Origin of the sequence: Rahnella victoriana (genome assembly GCF_021276285.1) — a bacterium.
GTDB lineage: Bacteria > Pseudomonadota > Gammaproteobacteria > Enterobacterales > Enterobacteriaceae > Rahnella > Rahnella victoriana.
Window position 1 is genome coordinate 2,188,495 of record NZ_CP089919.1, and the last position, 12,958, is coordinate 2,201,452.

The 12,958-nt window shown below is 51.3% G+C and carries 11 protein-coding genes and 2 tRNA genes; all 13 read left to right on the forward strand.

The window, feature by feature from the left end; all coding sequences use genetic code 11:
* Positions 1 to 161: 161 nt before the first annotated feature.
* The gene (gene rlmE / locus J9880_RS10155; RefSeq protein ID WP_095923661.1) at positions 162 to 791 is read left to right on the forward strand and encodes a 23S rRNA (uridine(2552)-2'-O)-methyltransferase RlmE; all 630 of its coding nucleotides are present in this window, start codon (positions 162 to 164) and stop codon (positions 789 to 791) included.
* A gap of 56 nt (positions 792 to 847) precedes the next feature.
* Positions 848 to 2,791 carry an ATP-dependent zinc metalloprotease FtsH gene (gene ftsH, locus J9880_RS10160; RefSeq protein WP_095923660.1) on the forward strand — a complete coding sequence of 648 codons (1,944 nt, stop codon included), beginning with the start codon at positions 848 to 850 and terminating at the stop codon, positions 2,789 to 2,791.
* A gap of 125 nt (positions 2,792 to 2,916) precedes the next feature.
* Positions 2,917 to 3,756, forward strand: coding sequence for a dihydropteroate synthase (gene folP, locus J9880_RS10165; RefSeq protein WP_232770460.1), 840 nt, complete (start codon positions 2,917 to 2,919; stop codon positions 3,754 to 3,756).
* 2 nt (positions 3,757 to 3,758) lie between these two features.
* A complete protein-coding gene (gene glmM, locus J9880_RS10170) occupies positions 3,759 to 5,099 on the forward strand; it encodes a phosphoglucosamine mutase (RefSeq protein WP_095923658.1) in 1,341 nt (446 codons plus the stop codon).
* Between the two features lie 235 nt (positions 5,100 to 5,334).
* On the forward strand, positions 5,335 to 5,670 hold the full coding sequence (gene secG, locus J9880_RS10175) for a preprotein translocase subunit SecG (RefSeq protein WP_095923657.1): 336 nt from the start codon (positions 5,335 to 5,337) through the stop codon (positions 5,668 to 5,670).
* 84 nt (positions 5,671 to 5,754) lie between these two features.
* Positions 5,755 to 5,841: transfer RNA gene (locus tag J9880_RS10180), tRNA-Leu, on the forward strand.
* A gap of 59 nt (positions 5,842 to 5,900) precedes the next feature.
* Positions 5,901 to 5,977 (forward strand) — tRNA-Met (locus J9880_RS10185).
* A 228-nt stretch (positions 5,978 to 6,205) separates the two neighbouring features.
* Positions 6,206 to 6,658 carry a ribosome maturation factor RimP gene (gene rimP, locus J9880_RS10190; protein ID WP_147243271.1) on the forward strand — a complete coding sequence of 151 codons (453 nt, stop codon included), beginning with the start codon at positions 6,206 to 6,208 and terminating at the stop codon, positions 6,656 to 6,658.
* 23 nt (positions 6,659 to 6,681) lie between these two features.
* A complete protein-coding gene (gene nusA / locus J9880_RS10195; RefSeq protein WP_119823399.1) occupies positions 6,682 to 8,190 on the forward strand; it encodes a transcription termination factor NusA in 1,509 nt (502 codons plus the stop codon).
* A gap of 24 nt (positions 8,191 to 8,214) precedes the next feature.
* Positions 8,215 to 10,908 carry a translation initiation factor IF-2 gene (gene infB, locus J9880_RS10200; RefSeq protein ID WP_095923655.1) on the forward strand — a complete coding sequence of 898 codons (2,694 nt, stop codon included), beginning with the start codon at positions 8,215 to 8,217 and terminating at the stop codon, positions 10,906 to 10,908.
* Between the two features lie 79 nt (positions 10,909 to 10,987).
* A complete protein-coding gene (gene rbfA / locus J9880_RS10205) occupies positions 10,988 to 11,401 on the forward strand; it encodes a 30S ribosome-binding factor RbfA (protein WP_095923654.1) in 414 nt (137 codons plus the stop codon).
* Positions 11,401 to 12,345: a tRNA pseudouridine(55) synthase TruB gene (truB, locus tag J9880_RS10210; RefSeq protein WP_232770400.1), complete on the forward strand. Its 945-nt coding sequence runs from the start codon at positions 11,401 to 11,403 to the stop codon at positions 12,343 to 12,345. The genes rbfA and truB overlap by 1 nt, the downstream gene beginning before the upstream one ends.
* A 122-nt stretch (positions 12,346 to 12,467) precedes the next feature.
* The gene (gene rpsO, locus J9880_RS10215; RefSeq protein WP_014333706.1) at positions 12,468 to 12,737 is read left to right on the forward strand and encodes a 30S ribosomal protein S15; all 270 of its coding nucleotides are present in this window, start codon (positions 12,468 to 12,470) and stop codon (positions 12,735 to 12,737) included.
* The last annotated feature ends 221 nt before the right edge of the window (positions 12,738 to 12,958 follow it).

A 12,958-nucleotide genomic window follows, 5' to 3' on the forward strand; every position in this document is an offset into this window, starting at 1 on the left:
GATTGAAAACGGGTCATTCTACCGCCATCTCATGTATATCACCAACCCGGACTGCTTCGGGAAGGGATTTATACTGACTTAGCCATAGACGTCATGACGCTAACACCTTGTTCCAAAGGCTCTAACTCAGGGTAGTTGGAAAACTATATGGTTACTAAATAATGTCAAATAAGAAGCGTTCTGCAAGTTCCAGTCGCTGGTTGCAGGAACACTTTAGCGATAAATATGTGCTACAGGCACAGAAAAAAGGTCTGCGTTCCCGCGCCTGGTTTAAACTTGATGAAATACAGCAAAGCGATAAGCTGTTTAAACCGGGTATGACAGTCGTCGATTTAGGTGCGGCGCCGGGCGGTTGGTCACAGTTCGTGGCAACGCAAATCGGTAACAAGGGACGGATTATCGCCTGTGACCTTTTGCCTATGGATCCCATCGTTGGAGTCGATTTCCTTCAGGGGGATTTTCGTGATGAATTAGTTCTCAAAGCGCTGCTTGATCGCGTGGGAGAAAACAAAGTTCAGGTGGTCATGTCCGATATGGCCCCGAATATGAGCGGTACTCCGGCAGTCGATATTCCAAAATCGATGTATCTGGTTGAATTAGCGCTGGATATGTGTCGGGATGTATTAGCACCAGGCGGAAGTTTCCTGGTGAAGGTGTTTCAGGGAGATGGCTTTGATGAATACCTGCGGGAAATTCGCTCCCTGTTTACGAAGGTGAAGATTCGTAAGCCAGACGCTTCCCGAGCACGTTCGCGAGAAGTGTACATCGTAGCGACAGGGCGGAAACTGTAGTTCCCTAACGCTGTTTGTTAACACAGTTGTAATATGAGGTTAATCCCTTGAGTGACATGGCGAAGAACCTGATCCTCTGGTTGGTCATCGCAGTTGTATTGATGTCTGTATTTCAGAGTTTTGGGCCCAGCGAATCTAACGGCAGTAAAGTCGATTACACGACGTTTACGACCGAAGTGGCCCAAGACCAGGTTCGTGAAGTACGTATCAATGGACGTGCGATTGACGTTATCAAAAAAGACAGCAGCAAATACACAACCTATATCCCAGTCAATGACCCTAAATTGCTGGATACGCTGCTGAGTAAAAACGTGAAAGTTGTTGGAGAACCGCCTGAACAGCAGAGTTTCCTGGCGACTATCTTCATTTCCTGGTTCCCGATGCTGCTTCTGATTGGCGTCTGGATATTCTTTATGCGACAAATGCAGGGCGGCGGTGGCAAAGGGGCAATGTCCTTTGGTAAAAGCAAAGCCCGCATGTTGACGGAAGACCAAATCAAAACCACGTTTGCTGACGTTGCCGGGTGTGACGAAGCGAAGGAAGAGGTGAGCGAACTGGTAGATTACCTGCGCGAACCAAGCCGTTTCCAGAAACTGGGCGGTAAAATTCCTAAAGGCGTTCTGATGGTGGGTCCTCCGGGTACCGGTAAAACCTTGCTGGCGAAAGCCATTGCAGGTGAAGCGAAAGTACCATTCTTTACGATTTCCGGTTCTGACTTCGTAGAAATGTTCGTCGGTGTGGGCGCATCCCGTGTGCGTGACATGTTCGAACAGGCGAAGAAAGCTGCTCCATGTATCATCTTCATCGATGAAATTGACGCCGTTGGCCGTCAGCGTGGTGCGGGTTTAGGTGGCGGTCACGATGAACGTGAACAGACACTGAACCAGATGTTGGTTGAGATGGATGGCTTCGAAGGTAACGAAGGTATCATTGTGATTGCTGCAACTAACCGTCCGGATGTTCTGGACCCTGCATTGCTGCGTCCGGGCCGTTTCGACCGTCAGGTTGTGGTGGGCTTGCCAGATGTCCGTGGCCGTGAACAGATCCTGAAAGTTCACATGCGTCGCGTTCCGCTGGCTACCGATGTTGATGCTTCCGTGATCGCCCGTGGTACACCTGGCTTCTCAGGTGCTGATCTGGCTAACCTGGTCAACGAAGCGGCATTGTTCTCCGCACGCGGTAACAAACGTGTGGTGTCGATGGTTGAGTTCGAAAAAGCCAAAGACAAAATCATGATGGGTGCTGAACGTCGCTCCATGGTGATGACCGAATCGCAGAAAGAATCTACCGCGTATCACGAAGCGGGCCACGCCATTATTGGCCGCCTGGTTCCTGAACACGACCCTGTGCACAAAGTGACGATTATTCCTCGTGGCCGTGCATTAGGTGTGACCTTCTTCCTGCCTGAAGGCGATGCGATCAGTGCCAGCCGTCAGAAACTCGAAAGCCAGATCTCTACCCTTTATGGTGGTCGTCTTGCAGAAGAAATCATCTACGGTGTGGAAAAAGTCTCTACCGGTGCCTCGAATGACATCAAAGTGGCGACATCGATTGCGCGTAACATGGTGACGCAGTGGGGCTTCTCAGAGAAGTTAGGTCCGTTGCTGTATGCGGAAGAAGAAGGCGAAGTCTTCCTCGGCCGTTCAGTGGCGAAAGCCAAGCATATGTCTGATGAAACTGCCCGCATCATCGATCAGGAAGTGAAATCTCTGGTTGAACGTAACTATATTCGTGCGCGTACGCTGCTGATGGAAAACATGGATATCCTTCATTCGATGAAAGATGCCCTGATGAAGTATGAAACCATCGATGCTCCGCAAATTGATGACCTGATGAACCGTACAGAAGTTCGTCCGCCAGCTGGCTGGGATGATGCTAACGGTAAAAACGGTAACGGCAATTCTAACGACGGCGGTGCGCCAAAAGCGCCAACGCCTGTTGACGAACCTCGTACGCCGAACCCTGGCAACACGATGTTTGAGCAATTCAGCGGCAAATAAGCGGCTGACTGGAAAATAACGCTGTTAACACTCAACCCCGGGCTTGCCCGGGGTTTTTTATGCGTGCATTCTTTGCGCCAGAAACCGATACAGCCATGATTGATTCATCAGAAGGGACATGATTGATGCACCTTACAGCCAGAGAATTCACGCTCGACCTTACTTTCCCCCAGGTTATGGGGATCCTGAATGTGACCCCCGATTCATTTTCCGACGGCGGGCGACATAACACCTTAGATCTGGCGCTCAGACATGCGCAGGCGATGGTCGATGCCGGGGCAACCATTCTCGATATTGGCGGTGAATCAACGCGCCCCGGAGCTGCAGAAGTCAGCGAAGATGAGGAACTGGCCCGCGTGGTGCCGGTCGTGGAAGCTATCGCGCGTCGTTTTGATGTCTGGATCTCCGTCGATACGTCGAAGGCCTCCGTGATCCGCGAAGCGGCAAACGCAGGCATGCATCTGATCAACGATATCCGCTCTTTGCAGGAGCCCGGCGCCTTGCAGGCCGCCGCAGAAACCGGCTTGCCTGTTTGTCTGATGCATATGCAAGGCGATCCTAAAACGATGCAGCAATCCCCGCACTACGACAACGTCGTTGCGCAGGTGGATCAGTATTTTGTTGAGCAAATTGCGCGTTGTGTGAATGCCGGCATTCCGAAAAACAAATTGCTGCTCGACCCGGGCTTCGGTTTCGGTAAAAATTTAGAACATAACTATCAGTTACTCGCCCGGTTGGCTGAGTTCCATCATTTCGGCTTGCCGCTTCTGGTGGGAATGTCGAGGAAATCGATGGTGGGACAACTTCTGCATGTCTCCCCCGAGAAGCGGGTAACCGGCAGCGTTGCCTGCGCGGTCATTGCAGCCATGCAAGGTGCTCAGATAGTCCGTGTACATGATGTTAAAGAAACCGGTGAAGCGATGCGTATCGTGGAAGCGACACTTTCTGCAAGGGATAAAAATTAATTATGAGCAACCGTAAATACTTTGGGACAGATGGCATCCGCGGAAAAGTAGGCGATACGCCGATTACGCCTGATTTTGTTCTCAAACTGGGCTGGGCTGCGGGCAAAGTGTTAGCGCGCCACGGCTCAGGTAAAGTGATCATCGGCAAAGATACGCGTATCTCCGGCTACATGCTGGAATCGGCGCTGGAAGCGGGTCTTGCGGCTGCGGGGCTGTCGGCCTCTTTCACCGGGCCAATGCCGACACCGGCGGTGGCGTATCTGACCCGCACTTTCCGTGCGGAAGCGGGCATTGTCATTTCTGCCTCGCATAACCCTTTCTATGATAACGGCATCAAATTCTTCACCATCGATGGCACAAAATTGCCCGATGAAGTGGAAGAGGCCATTGAAGCCGAACTGGAAAAACCCCTGACCTGCGTGGAATCTTCCGAGCTGGGCAAAGCCAGCCGCATCGTCGATGCCGCGGGTCGTTACATCGAATTCTGCAAAGGCACGTTCCCGAGCGAACTCAGCCTGAATGGTCTGAAAATTGTCGTGGATTGCGCCAACGGGGCAACTTATCACATTGCGCCAAGCGTGCTGCGTGAACTGGGTGCCAAAGTCATCACCATCGGCTGTGAGCCTGACGGGATGAACATCAATGAAGAATGCGGCGCAACGGATGTCCGCCAGTTGCAGCAACGCGTTCTGGCAGAAAAAGCCCACGTCGGGCTGGCATTTGACGGTGACGGCGATCGCCTGATCATGGTCGATCACGAAGGCAATAAAGTGGATGGCGACCAGATCCTCTACATCATTGCCCGTGAAGGACTCCGTCAGGGGCAGCTGAAAGGCGGTGCTGTCGGTACACTGATGAGTAACATGGGGCTTGAACTGGCTCTGAAACAGCTGGGCATTCCCTTTACCCGTGCGAAAGTGGGCGACCGCTACGTACTGGAAAAAATGCAGGAAAAAGGCTGGCGGATCGGCGCTGAAAACTCCGGGCATATCATCCTGCTGGATAAAACGACCACGGGTGACGGTATTGTTGCCGGTTTGCAAGTGCTTACCGCGATGGTGCGTAACCATATGAGTCTGCACGACCTGTGCAGCGGCATGAAGTTACTTCCGCAGATCCTGATCAACGTCCGTTTTGCGGGGGAACATGATCCTCTGGAAGCAGAAGAAGTGAAGCAGGTGACGGCTGAGGTTGAAAAACAGCTGGCCGGACGGGGCCGCGTATTGCTGCGTAAGTCTGGCACCGAACCTCTGCTGAGGGTCATGGTGGAAGGGGAAGATGCGGAACTGGTGGAAAAACTGGCTAACCGCATTGCTGACGCCGTAAAAGCAGTGAAAGCGTAAGCTGATAAAAAACGGTAAATTTTCGGTGTATGCCTGGCGACTGAACATCCCTGTCGCCGGATTTATCCAGATTTGCCGTTTTTTTCCGCAAACAAACCGTTTGATGAAAATTGCCCTTGCACGGCAATACGGCTTTGGTTAGTATTCACACCCGCTTCAGTGGGTCCTTTGATGACCTGCTAAATGGTGAGAAGCAATTGGCATGCGGTGAACCCGCGAGGATACAGGTACTACTATGTACGACGCTCTTCTGGTGATTTTCCTTATCGTAGCAATCGGGCTTGTCGCTCTGGTTATGCTGCAGCAAGGTAAAGGCGCTGATATGGGAGCCTCTTTCGGAGCAGGTGCTTCTGGCACATTGTTCGGTTCGAGTGGTTCCGGTAACTTCATGACCCGTATGACCGGCATTTTGGCAGCATTGTTCTTTATCATTAGTTTGATTCTCGGGAACATGAGCACCAATAAAGGCCAAAAAGGCAGTGAGTGGGAAAATCTGAGTCAGCCAGTGAAAACTGAGCAGACAACTGCACCGGCAGCTCCAGCAGCGCCTAACAGTGATGTTCCTCACTAAGCAGTAAACTTCTTTTAGAAAGAAGACCAGTTTTCAAACAATGGCTTATGCTCGGACAGTATAAGCGATTGCGAAAAAAAGAGTGCCGAGGTGGTGGAATTGGTAGACACGCTACCTTGAGGTGGTAGTGCCCGAATGGGCTTACGGGTTCAAGTCCCGTCCTCGGTACCAATCTTTATGATAATTTGCTTTTTAGCGATTATCGGCGTAGTATTTGCCACGTTTTCGGACGCGGGGTGGAGCAGCCTGGTAGCTCGTCGGGCTCATAACCCGAAGGTCGTCGGTTCAAATCCGGCCCCCGCAACCACTTTCCCTAAGTGTTTATTTCAAATAGACTTTCGGTCTTCCTGTGATGTTCTGCAGTTCCCATTTGAAAGCTTCGATTTGAAATAAATACTTCGCGAAAGTTGTACCGAAGCCGCTTTGCGGCGAATAGGGTCCAGTTGCATAAAGCCCCGATTTATCGGGGTTTTTTGTTATTTGGCAACAGAATCACTGGGCTATTTAGCCCTTTTTTTATGTCTTGGGGGTGGGCTTGTCCACATTAGAACAAAAATTAACAGAGCTGATTACAGCACCAGTCGAGGCACTTGGCTTTGAGCTGGTGGGCATCGAGTTCGTTCGGGCTCGCCAATCGACGTTGCGCATCTATATTGATAGTGACGCCGGGATCAATGTTGATGATTGTGCTGATGTCAGCCACCAGGTGAGCGCTGTACTGGACGTTGAAGATCCAGTCACCGTCGCCTACAACCTGGAAGTTTCCTCTCCAGGCCTTGACCGTCCTATGTTCACCGCTGAACATTATCAACGTTTTCTCGGCGACGAAGTCAGCATTGTCCTGCGTATGGCCGTGCAGAACCGTCGTAAATGGCAGGGCATTATCAAAGCTGTCGAAGGCGAGATGATCACGGTGACGGTGGAAGGGAAAGATGAAGTGTTCGCACTGAGCAACATCCAGAAAGCGAACCTGGTACCCCACTTTTAAAGAGTTTGGAAGAGGCAACTAGGATGAACAAAGAGATTCTGGCTGTTGTAGAAGCAGTTTCTAATGAAAAATCCCTCCCGCGCGAGAAGATTTTTGAAGCGCTGGAAATTGCATTATCAACGGCGACCAAGAAAAAATACGAGCAGGAAATCGAAGTCCGCGTCAGCATTGACCGCAAAACCGGTGACTTTGATACCTTCCGTCGTTGGGTGGCAGTCGACGAAGTGACTCAGCCAACCCGCGAGATCACCCTTGAAGCTGCGCAATACGAAGATCCGTCAATCGAACTCGGCGGATATATCGAAGACCAAATCGAATCGGTCACTTTCGACCGTATTACCACACAGACCGCTAAACAAGTTATCGTACAAAAAGTACGTGAAGCTGAGCGCGCGATGGTGGTCGATCAGTTCCGTGAGCAGCAAGGTGAAATCGTCACTGGCGTCGTTAAGAAAGTTAACCGCGACAGCATCGCACTGGATTTAGGCAGCAATGCTGAAGCCGTTATCCTGCGTGAAGACATGCTCCCTCGTGAAAACTTCCGCTCCGGCGACCGTATTCGTGGCGTGTTGTATGATGTTCGCCCTGAAGCACGTGGTGCTCAGCTGTTCGTCAGCCGTTCACGTAACGAGATGCTGATTGAACTGTTCCGCATTGAAGTGCCAGAAATCGGCGAAGAGCTGATCGAAATTAAAGCGGCAGCCCGTGATCCTGGCTCCCGTGCAAAAATTGCCGTGAAAACTAACGACAAACGTATCGACCCCGTCGGTGCTTGTGTCGGCATGCGTGGTGCACGCGTTCAGGCTGTTTCCAGTGAACTGGGCGGCGAACGTATCGATATCATCCTTTGGGATGACAACCCTGCGCAATTCGTTATCAACGCCATGGCCCCGGCAGATGTCGCGTCCATAGTGGTTGATGAAGACAAGTGCACCATGGATATCGCCGTTGAAGCCAGCAATCTGGCACAGGCGATTGGCCGTAATGGCCAGAACGTGCGTTTAGCCTCCCAACTGTTGAAACAGCATCGTGGTGATGACAAGTGGGAACTGAACGTGATGACAGCAGACGACCTGCAAGCCAAACATCAGGCTGAGGCACACGCTGCGATTGATACCTTCACCAAATATCTGGCCATCGATGAAGATTTCGCCACGGTTCTGGTTGAAGAAGGTTTCTCTACGCTTGAAGAACTGGCTTACGTGCCAGTCAACGAACTGCTTGAAATCGACGGCCTGGATGAAGACACCGTGGATGCGCTGCGCGAACGTGCGAAAGAAGCGCTGACCACACTGGCTTTAGCTCAGGAAGAAAGTCTCGGTGACAAAAAGCCTGCTGACGATCTGCTTAACCTGGCGGGTCTGGAACGCAGCATGGCATTTAAACTGGCTGCACAAGGGGTTTGTACGCTGGAAGATCTTGCCGAGCAGGGTGTCGACGATCTGGCTGATATTGAAGGTCTTACTGACGAGCAGGCTGGTGAACTTATCATGGCCGCGCGCAATATCTGCTGGTTTGGCGACAACGCGTAATAAACTGTAGCAGGAAGGAACAGCATGACAGATGTAACTGTAAAATCGCTGGCGGCAGAGATTCAGACTCCGGTAGATCGCCTGGTACAGCAATTTGCTGATGCAGGGATCTCAAAGTCCGAAGCTGACTCTGTGACCCAGCAAGAAAAAGAAACTTTATTGGCGCACCTGAATGGCGGAAATGCCGGTGCGACAAACAAACTGACGTTACAACGCAAAACGCGTAGTACACTGAATATTCCGAGCACCGGCGGGAAGAGTAAATCGGTGCAAATCGAGGTCCGCAAGAAACGCACTTATGTTAAACGTGATATGACCGAGGCAGAAGTTGCCCAGGCCGAAGCGGAAGAGCAGGCGAAGCGTGACGCGGAAGAACAGGCACAGCGTGCAGCAGCAGAGCAAGCCCAGCGCGAAGCTCAGGAAAAAGCCAAACGCGCCGCCGAAGAGCAAGCTAAACGTGAGGCCGCTGATAAAGCTAAGCGTGATGCAGCGGAAAAAGATAAAGTGACCAACCAAAATACCGATGAAGTAACTAAACCAGCTCAGGCAGAGAAAGCACGCCGTGAAGCTGAAGCCGCAGAGCTTAAACGCAAAACGGAAGAAGAAGCCCAGCGTAAGATCGAAGAAAACGCTAAACGCATCGCAGAAGAGGCCCGTAAAATGGCTGACTCGGGTGTCTGGACTGAAGCTACCGCACCAAGCGAATCAGAATCTGCTGACTATCATGTCACCACTTCTACCCATGCTCGTGCCGCTGAAGACGAAAATGACGCCAAAGTTGAAGGCGAACGTCGCAGCCGTACCCGCGGTGGTAAAGCAACCAAACAGAAAAAAGGCAACAAGCTGTCCGAATCTAAAGCGGATCGCGAAGAAGCCCGTGCTGTCGGCCGTAACGGCAAAGGCAAGCGCAAGCCAAGTACGCTGCAGCAGAGCTTTAACAAGCCTGTTGTTGCCGTAAACCGCGATGTTGTCGTGGGCGAAACCATTACTGTTGCTGAGCTGGCCAATAAAATGGCAGTGAAAGGTTCTCAGGTCATCAAAACCATGATGAAACTGGGCGCTATGGCAACCATCAACCAAGTGATTGATCAGGAAACTGCTCAGCTGGTTGCAGAAGAAATGGGCCACAAAGTTATCCTGCGTCGTGAGAACGAACTGGAAGAAGCGCTGATGAGCGATCGTGACACTGGTGCTTCCGCAGCCGCTGAGCCTCGTGCTCCGGTTGTGACCATCATGGGCCACGTTGACCACGGTAAAACCTCATTGCTCGACTACATTCGTTCAACGAAAGTGGCAGCAGGCGAGGCCGGTGGTATTACTCAGCACATCGGTGCTTACCACGTAGAAACCGAAAACGGCATGATCACCTTCCTGGATACACCAGGACACGCCGCGTTTACCTCTATGCGTGCTCGTGGTGCTCAGGCAACGGACATCGTCGTTCTGGTGGTTTCCGCCGATGACGGCGTGATGCCGCAAACTATCGAAGCGGTTCAGCATGCGAAAGCGGCTGGCGTGCCAATCGTTGTTGCGGTAAACAAAATCGATAAACCAGATGCTGATCCAGACCGCGTTCGTACCGAACTGTCTCAGTACGGCGTTATGCCGGAAGAGTGGGGCGGCGAATCTCAGTTCATCCATGTTTCTGCGAAAGTCGGTACCGGTATCGACGATCTGTTGCAGGCTATCTTGCTGCAGGCCGAAGTTCTGGAACTGAAAGCTGTTCGCACTGGCATGGCAAGCGGTGTTGTGATCGAATCCTTCCTGGATAAAGGTCGTGGCCCGGTTGCTACCGTACTGGTTCAGGAAGGTACGCTGAACAAAGGCGACATCATTCTTTGCGGCTTCGAATACGGCCGTGTCCGTGCGATGCGTGACGAAATGGGTCGTGATATTACGTCTGCGGGTCCTTCTATCCCTGTCGAAGTACTGGGTCTGTCCAGTGTACCGGCTGCGGGTGATGAAGTTACCGTTGTACGTGATGAGAAAAAAGCACGTGAAGTGGCTCTGTATCGTCAGGGTAAATTCCGTGAAGTTAAACTGGCTCGCCAGCAGAAATCTAAACTGGAAAACATGTTCGCGAACATGACCGAAGGTGAAGTTTCTGAACTGAACATCGTTCTGAAGTCAGACGTTCAGGGTTCTTGTGAAGCGATTTCCGATGCATTGCAAAGCCTGTCTACTGACGAAGTTAAAGTTAAGATCGTCGGTATGGGTGTCGGTGGTATCACCGAAACTGATGCGACACTGGCTGCGGCTTCCAACGCGATCATTCTGGGCTTCAACGTCCGTGCAGATGCGTCTGCCCGCCGTGTTGTAGAAAGCGAAAGCCTGGATCTGCGTTACTACTCCGTTATCTATAACCTGATTGACGAAGTCAAACAGGCGATGAGCGGTATGTTGGCGCCAGAATACAAACAGCAAATCATCGGCCTGGCTGAAGTTCGTGACGTGTTCAAGTCACCGAAATTCGGCGCTATTGCAGGTTGTATGGTCACTGAGGGTATGATCAAGCGTAACAACCCAATCCGTGTACTGCGTGAAAACGTGGTGATCTACGAAGGCGAACTGGAATCCCTGCGTCGCTTCAAAGATGACGTTGCTGAAGTTCGTAACGGCATGGAATGTGGTATCGGCGTTAAGAACTACAACGATGTGCGTACTGGTGATGTGATCGAAGTCTTCGAAATCATCGAGATCAAACGTACTATCGCTTAACGTTTGCGAAGTAGCTGATATCCAGATGGGGGGCCTTGCGCCCCCTTATTTGTCTGGAGCAAGTGAGGAGAAAAGCATCATGGCAAAAGAATTTAGCCGTACTCAGCGTGTCTCTCAGGAGATGCAAAAAGAAATCGCCATCATCTTACAGCGCGAAGTCAAAGACCCGCGCGTAGGCATGGCGACAGTGTCAGGCGTTGAAGTTTCACGTGATCTGGCTTACGCCAAAGTGTTCGTGACCTTCCTGGACGTGCTGACGACTGACAACCACGATCCTGATCGTGTTAAAAATGGCATCAAAGCCTTGCAGGACGCGTCAGGTTTCATCCGTACGTTGATCGGCAAAGCGATGCGTTTACGTGTCGTGCCAGAACTGACTTTCGCTTACGACAACTCTTTGGTTGAAGGTATGCGTATGTCCAATCTGGTGACCAACGTCGTGAAAAACGATGCTGAACGCCGTTCAGCTGCAGGCGATGACGAGGACGCATAATGAGTCGCCCACGTCGCCGCGGCCGTGATATACACGGCGTTCTGCTACTGGACAAATCTTTAGGCTTGTCTTCTAACGATGCCCTGCAAAAGGTTAAACGCCTGTATAACGCTAACCGCGCAGGACATACCGGTGCGCTCGATCCTTTAGCGACCGGCATGTTGCCGCTGTGCTTAGGCGAGGCGACCAAGTTTTCCCGGTTCCTGCTCGATTCTGACAAACGCTATCGCGTGATTGCCCGCATGGGACAACGCACAGATACGTCAGATGCTGAAGGTGCCATCATTTCCGAACGTGAAATGACCTTCTCTCAGCAGCAACTGGATGACGCACTCGACAGTTTCCGTGGGGAAACCCGGCAAATTCCTTCCATGTATTCAGCACTGAAATATGAAGGGAAGAAATTGTATGAGTATGCCCGTCAGGGTATCGAAGTGCCGCGTGAATCGCGCAGCATTACCGTGTATGAACTGAAATTCATACGCTGGGAAGGCTTTGAAGTTGAGCTGGAAATCCATTGCTCAAAAGGCACTTACATCCGCACGATTGTGGATGATCTGGGCGAGAAGCTGGGCTGTGGCGCACACGTCACCTATCTGCGTCGTTTGCAGGTGGCAACGTATCCTTCAGAGCGGATGGTCACCATGGAAAAACTCCATGAACTGATCGCTCAGGCAGAAGAGCAGGGTATTGAACCGCGCTTACTGCTGGATCCATTGTTGTTGCCGATGGACAGCGCATGTGAAGACTTCCCGGAAGTGAATCTGCTGCCTGTGGTCGCCGGCTATGTCAAACAGGGTCAACCTGTGCAGGCATCGGGCGCGCCAGTCAGCGGCATGGTTCGCATCACCGAAGGCGAAGAACGTAAGTTTATTGGTGTAGGCGAAATCGATGATGATGGCCGCATTGCGCCGCGTCGTTTAGTGGTCGAATACACGGATTAAGCGCTTTCTGCTCACCTTGCGATCATATATAGCAAAGGGTAGAATAGCGCAGCTTATGCATTGGGTTGCTGAATTAGAGATCGGCACCCGTTTAATTATCTATAATATTTTGGAGTAAGATTATGTCTCTAAGCGTTGAAGCTAAGGCTCAGATCGTTTCCGACTTCGGTCGCGGCACTAACGACAGTGGTTCTACCGAAGTTCAGGTTGCTCTGCTGACTGCTCAAATTAACCATCTGCAAGGTCACTTTGCAGAGCACAAAAAAGATCACCACAGCCGTCGTGGTCTGCTGCGTATGGTTTCTCAGCGTCGTAAACTGCTGGACTACCTGAAGCGTAAAGATGTAGCACGTTACACCAGCCTGATCGAACGTCTGGGTCTGCGTCGCTAATCAAGCGAGTTTCAGTGTAAAGGGGCCAATAGGCCCCTTTATTCTAGGAAGCAAAGCCAAATCAGGGTACTGTATGGCTGCTGTTTCTACTGTTATTCTAAGAACATGAACTTCCGTTACAGATGTTTTCGCGCGGCTAATGAGAGACTTTATTGCCACTTTGTCAGGTAAATAAGGATTGTCATTAGTCGCGAGAATGTAGTGAGAAGCTCGGATATTTA